We start from the raw sequence: 18,242 nt of genomic DNA, 5'->3' as shown, positions 1-18,242 counted from the left end.
ATCTCCTCAGGCGACCGCTGCAGCGGATTCAGTGGAGGGTGCTGCCGTGGCGCCTGCCTGGGCGATGGCGATGAAGTCCTGCAACGCTTCACGGTTGGATGTGGTGACGATGCGGAAGCCCAGCCGCTGCATGATGTCGTGGACCATCGGGGCCATGGCCGCGCGCGGGGCCCAAACCTCCTCGCGGACGACCTCGAGCGTCGAGGCCGGCGAGCGCTGCGCATCGAAATAGAACTTCACGCCAACGTAAGGAGCGGTCGGGTTGTCGATGGTCGGCGCAATGCGCAGGCCGGCGCGGGCGCGCAGCCTGCAGAAGCACTCCTCCAGCGAAACCCCGTAGCGCAGCTCGACCAGCTCAGAGATGCGATCACCCGCAACGCGGTTGCCAGCCTCGATCACCCGCACGCCCTGCGGCGTGAGCTTGAACTCGACATGCATCACGGTGTCGCTCACACCCCAGGCGGTGATGATCCCGTCGATCGCGCGGCGCAACTCGTCGTCTATCTCCGGCACGAGGCGATCGCCGCTGATGTGGCCGACCTCGTTGCAATAGGGCCAGGGCGAGACGAACTTCGTCGTCAGGAAGAAGGCCTTCAGCGCGCCACCCTCGACCAGGCATTCAGCGCTGAACTCGGGCCCGGTGGCCAGTTCCTCGACCAATGCACCGTGCGAGAACGGCAGGCCGCCAGCACCGGCATCGACGAAGCCGAACATCGCGACCAACAACTCATGGGCTTGCTTGGCGTCATGGCAAGCGCGGACAAACATGCTGGAGGCCATGTCGATCGGCTTGACAATCACCGGGAACTGCACGGCACGCCAGTCGAAAGCTTGCGCCTCGCTCAGGCTCGCGAAGCGCGCCAGCACGCGCGGCTGTGGAACGCCAAACTCGGCGAAGCGCGCCCGCATACGGGCCTTGTTGCGAAAGGCCTCGCCCTGCGCCAGCGGGTTGTGCGGCAGCCCGAGACCTGCGGCGATGCGGTCACACACCGCCACCGCATACTCGCCGCCCGGCACCACGCCCTGCACGCGCTCGCCACGCAGGCCAGCGACCAGGGCCTCCACATTCGCCGTGACGGTGGCGACATCGACGGTGGTGAAGTCAGAGATGTCCGCCACCACCAACTTCGCACCAGCTTTCTCAGCCTGGGCGCGGAAGCTCGTGGCGCCGACGACCACCGCGTCCCAGCCGTTGCGCTGGCAGATCTCGAGGTAGCGGCCCAGGCTCAGTGGCCCGATCGGGAACGCCAACGCGAGCTTCAGGGGCTCGATCGGCGTCGCGCGCACGCGCACCGTCTGGATCGCGCGCTCGGCGTTTGCGATGGCCTGCTCGACGCTCTCGCCGCGGCACATTGCGTAGCCTTGGCGCGATTCAGACCACGTCAACGGGCCAATCTTGCCGCCTGCCTTGAGCGTGCAGCTCAGGCGCAGCACGCCTTCGCCGCGGGCGGCCTCATCGACCTGCTCAACGGCCTCGACACGCTCGTTCTCTCGCGCAAAGAAACGGATCGCCGCCGCAGGCGCAACCGGTTGGCGCTGCGGCGCCGGCAGGCCCAGCAGCTCGCACAGCGTTTCGGACATCAGGTCCACGCCGCTGACCAGTTCGGTCATTTCCCAGATCTGGTCGCCGCCAATGCGGGTTTGCGACTCGATAATCTTCACACCCTGCGCCCCCACGCGAATCTCGGTGTGCGCCGGCGCGGTCTGCTGCCCCACGACTTCGAGCAGCCGCGTGACGGTGTCGACCACCTGCTGCTGCACGTCCGGCGACAAGCGCGCCGGCATCTGGTGGCCCAGCTCGATGAAGTGCGGCGCGTTGGTAGTCAGCTTCTCGGTGATCATCACCACCTCATGCCGGCCGCTGCGCGAGATCGATTCGACGCTGTATTCCTGACCCTCCAGGAACTCCTCCGCGAGGATTTGGCCTTTGCAGGCATTGCGTGTCCACGTCCAGGCATCGGCTATCTGGTCGACGCGCTCCACGTATGAAATGCCGATGCTGCCACCGCCGTCGTAGGGCTTGAGCACCAGCGCGCGGCCGCCCAGTCGCTCGTGGAAGGCGCGAACTTCGGCCTCGGTGCTGCAGAGTGCGTAGTCGACGGCGCTGAGTTGGTGCTCGCGCAGCAGTTGACGCATGCGGAACTTGTCCCGCGTCATCACCACCGCCTGCTCGTTATTTCCCGGCAGACCCAGCGCGCGGGCACAGACCGAAGCCGCATGCAGTCCGTACTCGGCAAAGGAGACCACCGCATCGAACGGGTCCAGCGCGTGCCAGAGCCTGGCGGTCTCGACAACCTCCTCAAGGTTCTTGTAGTTGGTCACCAGGTAGCGCGAGGCTTGCCCGAACTGCAGCTCGCTGACCAGGTCGGCCGACTGCATCATCGCGAAGCGCAGCCCCAGCGCCTGGACCTTTTTGACCGTGTGGTCGCGCCCTCCGACGATCAGGACATGCAGTGGCTTCTTGGCGGATGTGGGAGCTGTCATGGTGGCGTTGATTTGGTTGGGTGAACAGATCAGATGCGGAGAAACAGTGATTCGATGAATGCCGACGGTGGTCGTTGATTCGCGATCGGTCTCGGATCAGCGCAGCGCATCGACGAACGCGCGGATGCGCCGCGCGCCCTCGGCGACGATGTCGGTATCGCCAGAACAGGTCAGGCGCAGGCCGCGCGGCTCGCCAAAGAAACTGCCGGGCACGACCGCCACGCGAGCGCGCTCCAGCAGCAGTTGGGCCAAGTGCAGGTCGTCACGGACCACGACCGGATCGGCATCTCCTTCGATCCCGCCGCCCGGCGCGCGCAGGCCAAAGCAGGCAGACACGTCCGGGAAGAGATAGAACGCGCCCCTCGGCAGCGGACAGCGCAGGCGCGGGCTGCGCGAAAGTTCCCGATGGGCGAGTTCGCGCCGATGCCGGTAGCGCTGGACCATCTCATGCGAGAAGGACTGGTCGCCATCCAGCGCCGCCGCCGCCGCCGCGGCAGTGACATCGGGAAGACTGGAGACGGAATTGCTGTTCAGTCGCACCACCGCCTCGGCCAGCGAGACCGGCGCCGCCGTCATACCGACGCGCCAGCCCGGCATGCCGTAGAGCTTGGAAACCGAATCGATCTTCACGACGCGGTCGACCAGATCGGGCGCGACCTGCAGCAGATGGCAGAAGTCCAGGTCCGGTTCGATGAAGCGGCTGTAGACGTCGTCGCTGATGATCCAGGCCCCATGTCCGCGCAGCACCGCAGCCAGCTCACGCAGCTCCTCGCGGTCGTAGGTGGCACCGGTCGGGTTCGACGGGTTGTTCAGCAGCACCGCCTTGGTCCGTGGGCCGAGTGCGCGCGCCAAGGCCTCTGGGCCAATCTTGTAGCCGTTATCGACGCTGCCGGCGACCGGCACCACGGTGCCGCCGGCCTGCTCGACGATGTCGAAGTACGTCGGCCAGCAGGGCGTGGGCACGACGACCTCGTCACCCGCCTCGCTGATCGCTGCGAACACGGCATGCAGCAGGTGCTTGGCACCCAGGCCGGCGACAACATGGCGATCCTCATGCAGCCGCAAACCCTGCGTCGCGAGATAGCCAAGGTAGGCCGACACCAGCGCCGCCGTGCCACGGCTGCTGCCGTACTGGCCTTGGTCGGCCGCCAGCGCCTCCCGAGCCGCTGCGTAGACGTGTGGCGCCGGAAGGAAATTGGGCGTGCCGACCGACAGGTCGACCAGCTCGACGCCGCGCGCCTGCAGCTGCCGAACCTGGGCGACGACATCCAGGATCGGACAAAAACGCGCGTCGCGATGGAGCCGGGCCAGGCGGGTCATGGGACTACCGCCATGCCGAACTGCGCGCCGACGCAGGCGCCGCGAGGCGCTCCGCAATGCTGACCGCTGCAGAGGTGATGATGTCCAGGTTGCCGGCATAAGGCGGCAGGTAGTCGCCGCGGCCGACCACCCGCACCATCACGAAGAGCCGCTCGGCATCGAGCCGCGGCTCGACGATCAGCTCGTAGCCGGGGATGTACTCACGCACCTCCTGTACGGTCTGGTGGACGCGGTCCATCAGATCGCCCATGGTGCGCGTGCCCAGCGAGTCGAACAGCACCGACACGGCCGTCTGCATCGACACCTCCGGCTTGGCCGGGTTGATGTTCAGGATGGTCTTGACGTCGTCGCAGCCGGAGAAGCGCCGGATCGCGGCCTCGGTGGTCGTGATGTAGTTGTCCAGGTTGCGGCGCGTGGCCGGACCGGCGCTGCGGGCGGAAATCGAGGACACGACCTCGATGTAGCGCACGCTGTTCACCACCGAGCACACCGCCATCACGATCGGCAGCGAAGCCTGTCCGCCGCAAGTGATCATGTTGATGTTGGACTCACCACGCATCGCGTCGCCGTTGAGCAGCGGAACGCACAGCTCGCCCAGGTGGGCGGGCGTCAGATTGACGATCTTCTTGCCGTGCGGCTGCAGCGCCTCGGCCAGCCGCACATGGGCATCGGCGGAAGTGGCGTCGAAGACGAGGTCGAAGTCATCGATGCGGTCCATCAGCGCATCCAGGCCGCCGGCGCTGACGGGCACGTCGCGGCCGGCCGCGAACTTCAGGCCGGAAGAACTCTCGCTGCGGCCCGCGAAGAGCACGCAGTCCAGCAGCGCCGACCGCTGCACCTTGCACAGGATGTCGCAGCCAATGTTGCCGCTGCCCAGGATGGCGACGTTCAGCATTTCAAGCCACCACGCCCTTCCGCAGCCGGTTGGCCACTTCGATGATCAGGTCCTCCTGGCCAGCGACCGCATTGACGCGCGCCAACTCCTTCCAGATGTCGCGAGGCTCGATCTCGAAGGTTTCGGCAGCGCGCGCGACGTGCTTCTCGAAGCCCGCGCAGACGCCGTAGACGCCGCTGATGAGGTTCGAGGTGCCAATGATGGTCGGCTTGGCCACCGGCGGGATCTCGGCCAGGCTGTCGATCGCGGCGCACAGCTTGAAGAGGTCGACGCCGGTTTCGTAGTCGTAGCGCTCCAGCACCGCGCACATCACCTCCAGTTGGGTGTTGCCGGCGCCGGCACCGAAGCCGCGCATCGTGCCGTCGAGGATGGTCGCACCGGCCTGTGCGGCAGCCAGCGAGTTGGCCACCGCCAAGCCTAGATTGTTGTGGGCGTGAAAGCCCACCGGCACGCCCAGGTGCTTGACGAGCAGACCGATCTTCTCGGCGGTGCTGCGCGGGTCGTAGCTGCCGGCAGAGTCCATCAGCGTGATCGCGCTGGCGCCATATTTCACCTGTTTGGCGGCCTGTTCGAGCAGCACCTCGGCGCTGGCCATGTGGGTCATCATCAGCACGCCGTGGACCAGCTTGCCCTGGCCGCATGCGAAGTCGAAATAGCTCTCCGTCAGGTCGGCCTCGGTGCAATGCGAGGCCAGGCGAATCACGTCGACGCCGATCTCGACGGCAGTCCGGATATCGGAGATCTTCGCAAAGCCAGGGATGAGGTGCACGCCCAGCCGCGACTGGCTGAGGTTCTCCCGGGCGCACTCCAGTTGCTCGCGATCACTGTGCGTTGCCCGGCCCAGTTGTAGCGACGACGCACCCAGGCCGTTGCCGTGGCCAACCTCCACGCACCACAGGCCGCAGCCGTCAACGGCGCGACAGTAGGCCTGGATGTCGCTAGTGGACAGCTTGTGTCCGATGGCGTGATTGCCGTCCCGAAGTGTCGGGTCGTAGATTTGAATGGACATGACTTTCCCTCCGAAAGTTCTGACAAGACGCGCCCCCCCGCGACGGCTTGTGGCCGCACGTTGACACCTCAGGCGAGGCCTGGCGGAAGAGGATTCAAAAGCGATGCCGGCGGTTTTCCGGCGTAGCGCGCGCCCGTTTCAGGGCACGGCGCCGGACTCAGGCGGGCACCGCCCGCAGCCAGCGTCTGAGAAACACGAGGCCGAAGACCGCGAGCGTCAGCCCGTAGCCCACGTACGCGATGACCACAGACTGCTCGCCGCCGGCGAGGCCCAGCAGTTGCACGGCCGCCGTGGCGACCAGCGCGGTGCCGGTGCTGAACATCGATAGCACCCGCCCCTGCATCGCGGACGGCACCTCGCGCTGCAGTTCACTCATCAAGCCAACGCCGCTATGGCATGCGAAACCGACGAGCAGGTACAGCGCGATCAGCCAGGGCTGCTGTGCGCTCATCGGGAACAGTGCAATCACCAGGCCGAAGATCACCACACCGCCGACGATCATGGGCTGGTGTCCGAAGCGCTCTTCCAGCGCATGCAGGAAGACGCCAGCCGCGATGCCACCGATGCCGAACATCGCGTCAATCACGCCGAACGATTGCACCGACAAGCCAAAGTTCTTCATCGTCAGCAACGGCAGCAGGAAGTTCAGCAACGGCAGCGACACGTAGAACAGCGCACAGCCGATGAAGAGCCGCCGGACGACCTCATTGGTGCGCAGCAGCTGCAGCGCGGCCACGTACTCGGCGGCCATGGTCGTGCCGCTGGGCGTACCGTCATGCGGCGGACGCGAAGCGACCTGCAGCAGGTTCAGGCCGCCGACCACCGCCAGTCCTGCGGCGATCGCCAGCACCGAGACCTCGCCCAATCGGTAGGCCAGCAGGCCGCCGAGGATAGGACCGAGCAGGCCGCCGGTCTGGTTGGCGATGGAGATGGTGGAGCTGGCAGAGAGCAGGCCTTCCTTGTCGACCAGCTCGCGCAGCAGCGCACGCGCCGCGACCGAGTGCAGCAGACTGGACAGGCCGACCGCCAGCGTCATCGCATAGAGATAGATCGGCGCCTGAACCGACAGCGCAAGCATCAGCGCGGTTAGCGCGATCAGTCCGCCTTGGAAGAGGTCAGCGATCACCACCAAGTTGCGGCGGCTGAAGCGGTCGGTGACAGTGCCGATCACCGGCGACAGCAGCGCACTGGGCAACAGCGTGAGCGTGAGCTGCAGCGCCACCGACGAGGCATTGCCGGTCATTCGCAGCAACATCCAGGCGGTGACGACATAGACCATGCCATCCACCAGTCGATTACAGAGCATTCGCAAGAACAACGCGCGGAACTGCGTGTCCTTGAGGATGAAGAAGCGATGAGACAGGGCAGTGGCAATCATGGGGTTGGTCCTACCACCGGCAGGTCAAGTTCGGTAGATCGGTCTTGGCGAGCGCCATCAATGGTGGAACCATTGATGGCAACGGGAGAAAGATCCGTTGCCGGAAACTGCGGCTCGCAGCGAACTAGCAATTTGACGGCAGTGATCGTTAGCTAACGTTAGAAGCGGTGTACCTTCAAGTGATCCCGCTATTCGCTGAAGTAGTTCGTTACTTAAGCGGCCGAACCATAGCGCCATCGGAATGAGAACCGGATATCGCCCACTTTTCAGAGGGCCTTTATGAGGGTGTCTCGACAATGAAGACGGCCTTCACTTCGAGGATACGTCGGGCAGCCGGGTTGGCGCCGCTCAATGCGGCGAGCGCAGCGCAACCCAGATGTCATTGACAAGGTCAATGCCGCAGCCGGCGACGATCCGGCAGTCGCGATGCACTTCAAGCCGGCCAGAGCATAAGCGAGGTCGCGGAGCTTGTCGGCGACGGCATGACTTTGGTCATGAGCGGCAAGCCAGCGCCGGCAGAAGCATCCACACGCCCTGCCAGAGCAACAGAGACAAAAGCACCCCTTGACGAGCCCGCTCGCCGGCCCGTCGCTCCGCCGCCGCGGATCAGCTGAACTTCGAGAAATCCGGCTGGCGCTTCTGGAAGAAAGCCTGGAAGGCCTCCATCGCTTCGGGGCTGCGCAGGCGCTTGCCGAACAGCTCGGCCTCGTCGGTGATCGCCTTCAGCACCTGCTCGCGGTGCGGGCCGCGCATCAGGCGCTTGCTGTCGCGCACGGCACCCGGCGGCAGCGCGTTGAAGCGCTCGGCCACGCGGCGCGCGTGGGGCACCACCTCGGCCGCCGGCAGCACCGCGTTGGCGATGCCGCAGTCGACCGCCTGCTCGCCGGTGAACGGGTCGCCCAGCAACAGCTTTTCGGCGGCACGGCGCTGACCCATCAGCTCGGGCACCAGCAGGCTGGACGCGAACTCGGGCACCAGGCCCAGGCCGACGAACGGCATGGCCAGGCGCGACTCGTCGCTGACGTAGACGAAATCGCAATGCAGCAGCAGCGTGGTGCCGATGCCGATCGCCGCACCGGTGACCGCGGCAACCACCGGCTTGTCGCTGCCCACCAGCGCCTGCATGAAGCGGAACACCGGCGAATCGATGCTCTGCGGCGGGCGCTGCATGAAATCTTCGATGTCGTTGCCCGAGGTGAAGATGCCGGGCTGGCCGGTGATCAACACCGCGCGCACGGCGCCGTCTTCTTGTGCGGCGTTGATGGCGTCGGCCATCGCCTGGTACATCGCCTGGGTCAGGGCGTTCTTCTTCTCGGGGCGGGCGATTTCGATCGTTGCCACGCCGTTCACTACGGCCGTCTTGATGCTCATGCTGTCTCCATGGAATGGGGCGCCAGGCGCGTTGGGGATTGGTCGAGCCAATGCGCCAGTTGGGTCCACAGCGTGCCCTGGAACTGTGGACGGAAGAATCCGAAATGGCCGATGCGGGGCACGCCCAGCTCGGCCGGCGTGACACGCTGCATGGTCTTGGGTGCGCGGTCGTAGAAGCCGTGCAGCGACTCGATGTTGCGGCCGGACATGAACTCGTCGTCGGTGAAGCTCAACGACAGCATCGGTGTGTCGACCTCGGTGTAGCGTTGGCGCAGCTCCGCCCCGCCCTCGCCCATCATGTAGTGGGGCGAGAGACACCAGCGTCGCCATTGCGCCATCACGCCACGTGGCAGGTCACCCACCTTCTTCAGCCGGCGGCCCGGGAAGTAACCCGCCAGCGGCAAGGTCAACGGCACCAGCACGAACCACATCCACCAGACGATGCGCTTCAGGCGGGGTGCGTTCTCGCGCCAGTAACCGCTGCCAGAAGCGACGGTGACCGCGCGATCGACCAGTGAACGGTTCGGCAGCAGGCCGAAGATCTGCCCCCCCAGGCTGTGCCCCACCCAGTGCAGCGGCACGCCCGGGGCGACCTGCGCCCGCAACCAGGCCAGCGCCGCGGCCGCGTCACGCTCGGCCCAGGTCTGGATGTCGGCATCGAAGCCACGCAGCGACTGCGCATGCGCCGCTGGGCGCGAGGCCCCCATGCCGCGGTAGTCGAAGCTCAGCACCACCTGGCCCTTGGCGGCCAGCCAGCGCGCGAACTCGGCGTAGTACCCCTGCGCGACGCCCATCGCCGGCACGATCAGCACGGCAGCCGTCGCGTTCGCGGGGTTGCCATACAGGGTACCGGCGAGCTCGAAGCCGTCGGTGGCGGGAAAACGGATCGTTGTCATCGCGTCTCCTCTGCGGCACAGCGTGCCGGGTTCAGGCCGGCCGAAACTCGGCCCAGTGGTCGGCCAAGTGCATCAGGTGCGCCCGGGCGTAGGCCGGCTTGTCCAGCGCGCCGTAGGCGAAGTGGGCCTGCAGCGCGCCAGTGTGTCGCTCGAAGCGGTCGAAGGCGTCCAGCAGGCGCTGGACGGCCGCCGGCAACGGCGCGTCCGTGGCCAGCGCTGGTGCGCCGGGAATCGGTTGATCCAACGCGTGGTGCATCGCACCGCGTGCATCGAACAGCGCAAAGGCCAGGTGGCCCACCGTCGCCTGGAACAGCGCCGGCTTGGATTCAGGAAACCCGTCGAGTGAGAACTCGACGCTTTGCGCCGCATGGTTCAGCACCTGCGCCAGGTTCCACGCGCCGGTGGTGCGCAGCGGATGCTCCGCCAGCGGCATCACCGCGCGACGTGCATCGTCGAGGGTGTGGAAGCGTCGCTTCCCACTCGCGATGAAGGCGCCAGTGCCGATGGCAGCAGCGCTCACAACCGCGCCGCCGGCGAAGATCACACGGCGGCGCGTTGTCACTCTCAGACTGCCTCGAAGATGCCCGCGGCGCCCTGGCCCGTGCCGACGCACATCGTGACCATGCCGTACTTCAGCTTGCGGCGACGCAGCGCGTGCACCACGGTCGCGGCGCGGATGGCGCCAGTCGCGCCCAGCGGGTGGCCCAACGCGATCGCGCCGCCCAGCGGGTTGACGACGTCCGGGTTCAGGCCGACGGTGCGGATGACGGCCAGCGCCTGCGCGGCGAAGGCTTCGTTCAGCTCGATCCAGCCCATGTCGGCCAGGCTCAGGCCGGCGCTCTTCAGCGCCGCGGGAATCGCTTCGATCGGGCCGATACCCATGATCTCGGGCGGCACACCCTTGGACGCGAAGCTGACGAAGCGGGCCAGCGGCTTCAGGTCGAATTGCTTGACGGCCTTTTCGCTCGCCAGGATCAGCGCGCCGGCGCCGTCGCTGGTCTGCGAGCTGTTGCCGGCCGTCACGCTGCCCTTGGCAGCGAACACCGGCTTCAGCTTGCCCAGGCCCTCGAGCGAGGTGTCCTTGCGCGGGCCTTCGTCCAGGCTCACGGTGCGGGTCGACAGGTTGATCTCGCCGGTGTCCAGGTTCGGGAAACGCTCGACCACGTCGACCGGGCAGATCTCGTCGCTGAATTCGCCGGCGGCTTGCGCGGCCAGTGCCTTCTGGTGCGAGGCCAGCGCGAACGCGTCCTGGTCTTCGCGGCTGACCTTCCACTGCGTGGCGACCTTCTCGGCGGTCAGGCCCATGCCGTAGGCGATGCCGACGTTTTCGTCCTTCAGGAACACGTTCGGGTTGAACGAGGGCTTGACCCCGGTCATCGGGATCATGCTCATGCTCTCGGCGCCACCGGCCAGCATCACGTCGGCTTCACCGACGCGGATGCGGTCCGCCGCCATCTGGATCGCCGACAGGCCCGATGCGCAGAAGCGGTTGACGGTGATGCCGCCCACCGAGTTCGGCAGGCCGGCCAACAGCATCGCGATGCGGGCCATGTTGGCACCCTGCTCGCCTTCGGGCATCGCGCAGCCGATGATGCCGTCTTCGATGGCCTTCGGGTCCAGTGAGGGCACCTGGGCCAGCGCGGCTTGCACCGCGCGCACCAGCAGGTCATCCGAACGGGTGTTCTTGAAGTAGCCGCGGCCGGACTTGCCGATCGGGGTGCGGCTGGCGGCGACGATGTAGGCGTCTTGGATTTGCTTGCTCATGGTCGTCGCTCCAATCAGTTGCGCACGGGCTTGCCGGTCTGCAGCATGCCCATGATGCGTTCTTGCGTCTTCGGGTGGTCGAGCAGGCTGCAGAAGTGCTTGCGCTCGAGCGTCATCAGGTATTCCTCGGTCACCACGGTGCCGGCTTCGACTTCGCCGCCGCACACCACGTCGGCGATCAGGCTCGCGATGTGGAAGTCGTGCTGGCTGATGAAGCCGCCGTCACGCATGCCGACCAGGCTGGCCTTGATGGTGGCGATGCCCATGCGGCCGGCGACCGGGATCTGCGCCTTGGCCGGCGCACGGTAGCCGGCGTCGGCCATGGCCTTGGCCTGGCTGATCGCGACGTACAGCAGCTCGTCCTTGTTCGGGACGATCACATCGCCGTCGAGGATGTAGCCGAGCTTGCGCGACTCGATGGCGCTGGTGCCGACCTTGGCCATCGCGGCGGCTTCGAAGCCACCCTTCAGGAAGTTCAGCAGGTCCGAGCCCGGGCCGCTTTGCGCGTTCTCGGCCGCACGGCGGGCGATGTAGGTCAGGCCGCCGCCGCCCGGCAGCAGGCCGACGCCCACTTCGACCAGGCCGACGTAGGTTTCCATCGCCGCCACGCGCTTGGCGCAGGCCACCGCGATCTCGCAGCCACCGCCCAGCGCGATGCCGCGCATCGCGGCGACGACCGGCACGTTGGCGTAGCGCACGCGCAGCAGCGCGTCCTGCAACTTCTTGACTTCAGGGTTGATGCCCTTGCTGCCGCTCTTCATGAAGACCGGCATCAGCGCTTCGAGGTTGGCACCGGCCGAGAACACGTCGTCCGGCGACCAGATCACCAGGCCCTGGTACTTGGCTTCAGCCAGCTCGACGGCCTTCAGCAGGCCCTCGGTCACCGCCGGGCTGATCAGGTGCAGCTTGCAGGTGATGGTGGCGATGACGACTTCGTTGTCCAGCGTCCAGACACGAACGTCGTCGTTCTTGTACAGCTCGGTGCCGGCCTTCAGCGGGTCGGCGGCGCCGGAGCCATAGAGGCTCTCGGGGAAGTGCTGGCGCTGGTAGACGGCCAGGTTCGAGCGCGGGATGTACTTGCCCTGCGACGCGGACCACGAGCCTTCCGGCGTGTGCACGCCGGTGCGGCCGTCGAACACCCAGGCGGGCAGCGGTGCATTGCACAGGGCCTTGCCGGCGTCGATGTCTTCCTTGACCCAACCGGCCACTTGTTGCCAGCCGGCTTCTTGCCACAGCTCGAAGGGGCCTTGCTTCATGCCAAAGCCCCAGCGCATCGCGAAGTCGATCTCGCGGGCCGAGTCGGCGATGTCGGCCAGGTGCACGGCGACGTAGTGGAACGAATCGCGCAGGATCGCCCACAGGAACTGCGCCTGCGGGTTGGTCGATTCACGCAGCAGCTTCAGGCGCTCGGCCGCGGGCTTCTTCAGGATGCGGTCGACGATCGGGTCGCCCTTCGCACCAGCCACCACGTACTCGCCCTGGGCGGGATCCAGGCGCAGGATGTCCTTGCCCACCTTCTTGTAGAAGCCGGCACCGGCTTTCTGTCCCAACGCGCCCTGCTCGATCAGCTTGGCCAGCACCGGCGGCGTGGCGTAGCTGGGGAAGAACGGGTCGTCCTTCAGGTTGTCCTGCAGCGTCTTGATGACGTGCGCCATCGTGTCCAGGCCGACCACGTCCGCGGTGCGGAAGGTGCCCGAGCTGGCGCGGCCCATCTTCTTGCCGGTCAGGTCGTCGACGACGTCATAGGTCAGGCCGAACTTCTGCGCCTCGTGGATCGTGGCCAGCATGCCGGCGATGCCCACGCGGTTGGCGACGAAGTTCGGCGTGTCCTTCGCCCGCACCACGCCCTTGCCCACGGTGGTGGTGACAAAGGACTCCAGCTGGTCCAGGTAGCCAGCTTCGGTGGTGGGGGTCGGGATCAGTTCCACCAGGTACATGTACCGCGGCGGGTTGAAGAAGTGGATGCCGCAGAAGCGCGGCTTGATCGATTCGGGCAGCGCCTCGGCCAGCTTGGTGATCGACAGGCCCGAGGTGTTCGACGCGACGATCGCGTGCGGGGCGATGAACGGCGCGACCTTCTGGTACAGGTCCAGCTTCCAGTCCATGCGCTCGGCGATGGCCTCGATGATCAGGTCGCAGTCCTTCAGCAGCTCCAGGTGCTCTTCGTAGTTCGCGGGCTGGATGCGCGCCGCGTCTTCCGGCACGCCCAGCGGGGCGGGCTTGAGCTTCTTCAGGTTGTCGAGGGCCTTGAGCGCAATGCCGCTCTTCGGGCCCTCTTTCGCCGGCAGGTCGAACAGAACGACCGGCACCTTCACGTTGACCAGATGGGCGGCGATCTGCGCGCCCATCACGCCGGCGCCCAACACGGCGACCTTGCGGACCTGGAATCGACTCATCTTGTGTTCTCCTTCAGGCGTCATTCGACGCGGATCCATGTTTGGGAGCGACCGAACATCGGCATGCCGATGAAGCCGCGCACCTCGAGGGCCTTGCCGTCCTGCGCCGGCTTCAACCGCACCTTGTAGACCTTGCCATTGGCGGGGTCGAGGATGTCTCCGCCGTTCCACAAGGTCTTGTCGTCGGCGTCCTGCTTGACGCCCCGGATGATGGTCAGGCCCACCACCGGCTGGTTCTTGCGATCGTCGCTGCACTGGTCGCAGACGACGTCGGGCTTCTCGTTCGGATCGAGCAGCTTCTCGATCTTGCCGCTCAGCACGCCACCGGTGTCGGTGATGCGCACCAGCGACTTCTCTTTCTTCGAACCATCGTCGATGGTCTTCCACAGGCCGGCGGGGCTGGCGGATTGGGCCAGGGCGCTGGCGCTCGCCATGGCGAGCGCCAGGCTGATCAAGGTTGTCTTCACGCGGGTCTCCTCGTTATGGTGTGTATTGACCGCGTGGCGCCTCAGAACAGCGCTTCGTCCATCGCCATCAGCGGCTGCAGGCCAGCGCGGCAGCTGCGGATCAGACCTGCCGTCTCGGGCAGCAGCTTGGCAAAGTAGAAGCGCGCCGTGACCAGCTTCGCGGTGTAGAACGGGTCGGTGTTGCCGGCCTTCTGTGCGTCCAGCGCCACCTTGGCCATGCGGGCGAAGAAGTAGGCGAAGGTCAGGTGGCCGACGACGCGCAGGTAGTCCACCGCCGCAGCACCGACTTCATCCGCATTGCCGAAGGCCTTCATGCCGATCTCGGTGGTCAGCTTGGTGACCTTGTCGCCGATGTCGCCCAGCGGGTTGATGAACTCCTGCATGTCTTCGCGCACGCCTTCGTCTTCGACGAACGCGGCGATCTTCTTGCCGATGGCCTTGAGCTTCTTGCCGTTGTCCGACAGGATCTTGCGGCCCAGCAGATCGAGCGACTGCACGGTGTTCGTGCCTTCGTAGATCATGTTGATGCGGGCATCTCGCACGTACTGCTCCATGCCCGACTCGTGGATGTAGCCGTGGCCACCGAAGACCTGCATGCAGTGCGAGGTGGCGAGCCAGCCGTTGTCGGTGATGAAGGCCTTGATGATCGGCGTCAGCAGCGCGACTTCGTCGTCGGCTTCCTTGCGCACGTCTTCATCCGGGTGGTGCAACGCCTTGTCGAGCTGCACGACGGTGTGAATCGCCAGCGCACGGCCGCCTTCGGCGAAGGCGCGCGCGGTCAGCAGCATCTTGCGCACGTCCGGGTGCACGATGATCGGGTCGGCGGGCTGGTCCGGCGCCTTCGGGCCCGACAGCGAACGCATCTGGATGCGGTCTTTCGCGTAGGCCACCGCGTTCTGGTAGGCCACTTCGGTCAGGCCCAGCGACTGGTTGCCGACGCCCAGGCGGGCGGCGTTCATCATCACGAACATGGCCATCAGGCCCTTGTTCGGCTCGCCGACCAGCGTGCCGACCGCGTTCTCCAGGATCAGCTGGCAGGTCGAGTTGCCGTGGATGCCCATCTTGTGCTCGATGGCGTTGCAATGGATGCCATTGCGCTCACCCACCGAGCCGTCGGCGTTGACCTTGAACTTGGGCACGATGAACAGCGAGATGCCCTTCGAGCCTTGCGGCGCGTCCGGCAGGCGGGCCAGCACCAGGTGGATGATGTTTTCCACCATGTCGTGCTCGCCGGCGGAGATGAAGATCTTCTGGCCGGTGATCTTGTAGGTGCCGTCGCCCTGCGGTTCGGCCTTGCTGCGCAGCATGCCGAGGTCGGTGCCGCAGTGCGGCTCGGTCAGGCACATCGTGCCGGTCCACTCGCCGCTGGTCAGCTTCGGCAGGTAGGTCTTCTTCTGCTCTTCGGTGCCGTGGGCCTGCAGCGCTTCATACGCGCCATGGCTCAGGCCCGGGTACATCGTCCACGCCTGGTTGGCGCTGTTGAGCATCTCGTAGAAGCACTGGTTCACCGTGTGCGGCAGGCCTTGGCCGCCGAACGCCGGGTCGCAGCTCAGCGCCGGCCAGCCGCCCTCGACGTACTTGGCATAGGCTTCCTTGTAGCCCTTGGGCGTCTTCACCTCGTGCGTCGTCTTGTCGTGCGTGCAGCCCTCGGCGTCGCCGCTCAGGTTCAGCGGGAACAGCACTTCCGACGCGAACTTGCCGCCTTCTTCCAGCACCGCGTTGATGGTGTCGGCGTCCACGTCCGCATAGGCCGGAATGCCCTTGAACTCGTTGACCACATCGATGACTTCGTGCAGCACGAACTGCATGTCGCGCAGGGGCGGGTTGTACTGGGCCATGGTGACTCCTTGAGGCGGGGGGAAATGGACGAGTTATCGGCTGGCTTTGGAAACCTGGGCCGTGGGGGAATGCAGGGACGGCAGCGACACGCGGTCGACGGCGCCCGGCATGGCGTAATGGGAAACGGTGCGGGCGAAGCCGATGCGCGCGCGCTCGACGGCGCCCGGGCTGCGCAGGAACCGCGCGTCGTGGTGCAACGCCAGGATCAGGCCGTGCACCTCGAACAGCATCTGGCCCGGATCGGTGTCGTGCTGCAGATCGCCGACCTCGACCGCCAGCTCGATCGCGCGGCCCATCGCGCGGTGCCAGGCCAGCACCATCGCGGCCAGCGCATCGCGCACCGGGCCGGGCCGGTCGTCGAACTCGACGGCGCCGCTGATGTAGATGCAGCCGGAATCGATTTCGACCGCGACGCGCTTGACCCAGTTTTCGAACAGCGCCACCAGGCGAGGCAGGCCCCGCGCTTCGCGGATCGCCGGAAAGAACACTTCTTCTTCGAATTTGGCGTGATACTCGCGGATCACCGAGATCTGCAGTTCCTCGCGTGAGCCAAAGTGGGCGAACACACCCGACTTGCTCATGCCGGTCACCTCGGCCAGCGCACCGATCGAGAGGCCTTCCAGGCCCATGTTCGACGCCAGCGCCAGCGCCGCCTCCAGGATGTTGGCGCGCGTGGCCTGGCCCTTTTGCAGCGACCGGGCACTGGTGCTGTTGCGGCGGGGTTCGAGAGGCAGTGACGACACGGGCGAGGGGCCTGGTGGATAGCCGGTAGGCCGGGCCAGGCAAGAAACGAACGATCGTTCTATTTTGCAGAAATCGCTGGGCCGTGTGCGCCTCCCGATGAGACTTTTTCTAGGGTTGGTGGCCTAGATGCTGCAGCAAAAGCACCGATAACCAGGGTTTACCCGTGACAAATCAAGTCTCGGCGCTGCGGCAAAGTCATCGGCGACACAAACCCATGGGTTGAGACTTGTCACGCAAGCGAGCTATGCTGCGTGCTGAACCCGTTTTCACGGGTGCAAGCAAAGGTCGCCCACCCATGGAGGTCTTGCAACTCGACGTATCCGGCCGCCCGCAGGCATGGATGACGGTCCGCGAAGCGGCCGTGCTCTATGCCAGCGACAGCATTGCCTGGACGTTGGGCGATACCTGCCACGTGTTGCGCGGCGGGGTGCAGCGCACCACCGGCGTGCAGTCGCGCATCGAGGTGCATCCGATCATCGCGGTACGCGGCACGGTGCCTTCGCGGGCCTGGCGCCAGTCGCCGGCGCTGACCAACCCGAAGCTGTTCGTGCGCGACCGGGGCATGTGCGCCTACTGCGGCCACCGCTTCGCTTTCGATGACCTGACCCGCGAGCACATCATTCCGGTCTCGCGCGGCGGGCAGGACAGCTGGATGAACTGCATCACCGCCTGCCGCGGCTGCAATGGCCACAAGGGCAACCGCCTGCCAGAGGAAGCGCGGATGAGCCTGATGTACCTGCCCTACGTGCCCAGCCTGCACGAAGACATGATCCTGCGTGGCCGCCGCATCCTGGCCGACCAGATGGATTTCCTGCTGGCCAGCGTGCCCCGCAACAGCCGGCTCCACGACTGAGCACGACGGAGTTCGCGCGCCGTGGCGATCGGTGCCACAGTTCTTTACGCTGTGCTCGAACTTCTGCGGCCACCGCGACTCAGAATCTGAATCAACCTGTGTCAACGCAGCCGGCCCGGCTTTCGTTGGCAAGTCACCGCCTGCTCCAGGCTCTCACCCCGCCGTCGCCATGAAGCGCACCTTCGTTTCCGCCGCCACCCTGACCGCCGCGGCCGCTGTCGCCACCCTCGGCGGCTGCGTCGTCGCCCGCCCCGACGCCGTCCCCCACCATGCCACCCAGCGCGCTTCGCGCATCGTCGACGCCACGGTGCTGAGCCTGCGCCCGGTCACGGTGCAGAGTGGCTACCAGACCGGCGCGGGCGCCACGATCGGCGCGGTGGCCGGGGGCGTGGCCGGCTCCAATGTCGGCGGCTGGCGCGAGGGGATGGTGCTGGGCGTGGTGGGCTTGGTGGCGGGCTCCCTGATCGGCGACGCGATCGAGCGCGACGCGGCCAGCGAGCCCGGCTGGGAGATCGTGGTCCAGCTGCGCAATGGCGAACGGCGCTCGATCATGCAGGCCAAGTCTGTCGAAGACCTGCGCGAGGGGGATCAGGTGATGCTGGTGATGGGCGGCGGCCGCACCCGCGTGACCCGCGCCCCCGCCGGCACGACTGAGCATCAGGCCACTGCGCCGCGGTTACCGCCGCCAGTGGCCTCGCCGGCCCGGCCGGCCGACCCGCCGGCCCAGGGCGCCTCGGCGCCGATCTACACGCCACGCTGACCATCGCGCCGCCGGTTGCCATGCCCCATCGAGGGGATGGCAAGCCGTGATGGTCCGACTATGCTC

The 18,242-nt window shown here is 66.4% G+C and carries 15 protein-coding genes; 2 read left to right on the top strand and 13 right to left on the bottom strand.

Translation table 11 applies throughout. The annotated features are described in order from the left end of the window. Positions 1–6: 6 nt before the first annotated feature. The 13 genes from VFY73_RS16015 to VFY73_RS15955 form a co-directional block, all read right to left on the bottom strand. Complete coding sequence (locus tag VFY73_RS16015) at positions 7–2,484, bottom strand: ATP-grasp domain-containing protein (protein ID WP_329720490.1); 2,478 nt, start codon at positions 2,482–2,484, stop codon at positions 7–9. A 96-nt stretch (positions 2,485–2,580) separates the two neighbouring features. Then, a complete protein-coding gene (locus tag VFY73_RS16010; protein ID WP_329720488.1) occupies positions 2,581–3,804 on the bottom strand; it encodes a pyridoxal phosphate-dependent aminotransferase in 1,224 nt (407 codons plus the stop codon). Between the two features lie 4 nt (positions 3,805–3,808). Continuing rightward, positions 3,809–4,699: an acetaldehyde dehydrogenase (acetylating) gene (locus VFY73_RS16005; protein ID WP_329720486.1), complete on the bottom strand. Its 891-nt coding sequence runs from the start codon at positions 4,697–4,699 to the stop codon at positions 3,809–3,811. A 1-nt stretch (position 4,700) separates the two neighbouring features. Continuing rightward, complete coding sequence (gene dmpG / locus VFY73_RS16000) at positions 4,701–5,708, bottom strand: 4-hydroxy-2-oxovalerate aldolase (RefSeq protein WP_329720484.1); 1,008 nt, start codon at positions 5,706–5,708, stop codon at positions 4,701–4,703. A gap of 157 nt (positions 5,709–5,865) precedes the next feature. Next, positions 5,866–7,086, bottom strand: a complete 1,221-nt coding sequence (locus VFY73_RS15995; protein WP_329720482.1) for an MFS transporter — start codon at positions 7,084–7,086, stop codon at positions 5,866–5,868. A 606-nt stretch (positions 7,087–7,692) separates the two neighbouring features. Continuing rightward, complete coding sequence (locus tag VFY73_RS15990; protein ID WP_329720480.1) at positions 7,693–8,457, bottom strand: enoyl-CoA hydratase; 765 nt, start codon at positions 8,455–8,457, stop codon at positions 7,693–7,695. Continuing rightward, positions 8,454–9,353 carry an alpha/beta fold hydrolase gene (locus VFY73_RS15985; RefSeq protein WP_329720478.1) on the bottom strand — a complete coding sequence of 300 codons (900 nt, stop codon included), beginning with the start codon at positions 9,351–9,353 and terminating at the stop codon, positions 8,454–8,456. The genes VFY73_RS15990 and VFY73_RS15985 overlap by 4 nt, the downstream gene beginning before the upstream one ends. 31 nt (positions 9,354–9,384) lie before the next feature. Then, positions 9,385–9,873 (bottom strand): DUF1569 domain-containing protein, encoded by a 489-nt coding sequence (locus VFY73_RS15980; RefSeq protein WP_329720476.1) that lies wholly within the window; start codon positions 9,871–9,873, stop codon positions 9,385–9,387. A gap of 44 nt (positions 9,874–9,917) precedes the next feature. After that, positions 9,918–11,117 (bottom strand): acetyl-CoA C-acyltransferase, encoded by a 1,200-nt coding sequence (locus tag VFY73_RS15975; RefSeq protein ID WP_329720474.1) that lies wholly within the window; start codon positions 11,115–11,117, stop codon positions 9,918–9,920. Between the two features lie 14 nt (positions 11,118–11,131). Beyond that, on the bottom strand, positions 11,132–13,513 hold the full coding sequence (locus tag VFY73_RS15970) for a 3-hydroxyacyl-CoA dehydrogenase/enoyl-CoA hydratase family protein (RefSeq protein WP_329720472.1): 2,382 nt from the start codon (positions 13,511–13,513) through the stop codon (positions 11,132–11,134). A gap of 20 nt (positions 13,514–13,533) precedes the next feature. Further along, on the bottom strand, positions 13,534–13,947 hold the full coding sequence (locus VFY73_RS15965; RefSeq protein ID WP_329720514.1) for a DUF2147 domain-containing protein: 414 nt from the start codon (positions 13,945–13,947) through the stop codon (positions 13,534–13,536). A 74-nt stretch (positions 13,948–14,021) separates the two neighbouring features. Beyond that, the gene (locus tag VFY73_RS15960; protein ID WP_329720470.1) at positions 14,022–15,818 is read right to left on the bottom strand and encodes an acyl-CoA dehydrogenase C-terminal domain-containing protein; all 1,797 of its coding nucleotides are present in this window, start codon (positions 15,816–15,818) and stop codon (positions 14,022–14,024) included. 33 nt (positions 15,819–15,851) lie between these two features. Continuing rightward, a complete protein-coding gene (locus VFY73_RS15955; protein ID WP_329720468.1) occupies positions 15,852–16,562 on the bottom strand; it encodes a TetR/AcrR family transcriptional regulator in 711 nt (236 codons plus the stop codon). A gap of 296 nt (positions 16,563–16,858) precedes the next feature. Between VFY73_RS15955 and VFY73_RS15950 the strand changes: the two genes are divergently transcribed. Together VFY73_RS15950 and VFY73_RS15945 are read left to right on the top strand one after the other, a co-directional pair. Then, a complete protein-coding gene (locus VFY73_RS15950; RefSeq protein ID WP_329720466.1) occupies positions 16,859–17,416 on the top strand; it encodes an HNH endonuclease in 558 nt (185 codons plus the stop codon). Positions 17,417–17,585: 169 nt separating this feature from the next. Next, the gene (locus VFY73_RS15945; RefSeq protein WP_329720464.1) at positions 17,586–18,176 is read left to right on the top strand and encodes a hypothetical protein; all 591 of its coding nucleotides are present in this window, start codon (positions 17,586–17,588) and stop codon (positions 18,174–18,176) included. Positions 18,177–18,242: the final 66 nt, after the last annotated feature.

The organism is Ideonella sp. (assembly GCF_036277275.1).
Taxonomy (GTDB): Bacteria; Pseudomonadota; Gammaproteobacteria; order Burkholderiales; family Burkholderiaceae_C; genus Ideonella.
Note: the sequence above shows the minus strand (reverse complement) of the source record. Positions and strands in the feature narration are given on the sequence as shown.

Coding starts and splice junctions, on each gene's coding strand:
- VFY73_RS16015 (WP_329720490.1), bottom strand. CDS start 2,484: ATGACAGCTCCCACATCCGCCAAGAAGCCACTGCATGTCCTGATCGTC.
- VFY73_RS16010 (WP_329720488.1), bottom strand. CDS start 3,804: ATGACCCGCCTGGCCCGGCTCCATCGCGACGCGCGTTTTTGTCCGATC.
- VFY73_RS16005 (WP_329720486.1), bottom strand. CDS start 4,699: ATGCTGAACGTCGCCATCCTGGGCAGCGGCAACATTGGCTGCGACATC.
- dmpG (WP_329720484.1), bottom strand. CDS start 5,708: ATGTCCATTCAAATCTACGACCCGACACTTCGGGACGGCAATCACGCC.
- VFY73_RS15995 (WP_329720482.1), bottom strand. CDS start 7,086: ATGATTGCCACTGCCCTGTCTCATCGCTTCTTCATCCTCAAGGACACG.
- VFY73_RS15990 (WP_329720480.1), bottom strand. CDS start 8,457: ATGAGCATCAAGACGGCCGTAGTGAACGGCGTGGCAACGATCGAAATC.
- VFY73_RS15985 (WP_329720478.1), bottom strand. CDS start 9,353: ATGACAACGATCCGTTTTCCCGCCACCGACGGCTTCGAGCTCGCCGGT.
- VFY73_RS15975 (WP_329720474.1), bottom strand. CDS start 11,117: ATGAGCAAGCAAATCCAAGACGCCTACATCGTCGCCGCCAGCCGCACC.
- VFY73_RS15970 (WP_329720472.1), bottom strand. CDS start 13,513: ATGAGTCGATTCCAGGTCCGCAAGGTCGCCGTGTTGGGCGCCGGCGTG.
- VFY73_RS15965 (WP_329720514.1), bottom strand. CDS start 13,947: ATGGCGAGCGCCAGCGCCCTGGCCCAATCCGCCAGCCCCGCCGGCCTG.
- VFY73_RS15960 (WP_329720470.1), bottom strand. CDS start 15,818: ATGGCCCAGTACAACCCGCCCCTGCGCGACATGCAGTTCGTGCTGCAC.
- VFY73_RS15950 (WP_329720466.1), top strand. CDS start 16,859: ATGGAGGTCTTGCAACTCGACGTATCCGGCCGCCCGCAGGCATGGATG.
- VFY73_RS15945 (WP_329720464.1), top strand. CDS start 17,586: ATGAAGCGCACCTTCGTTTCCGCCGCCACCCTGACCGCCGCGGCCGCT.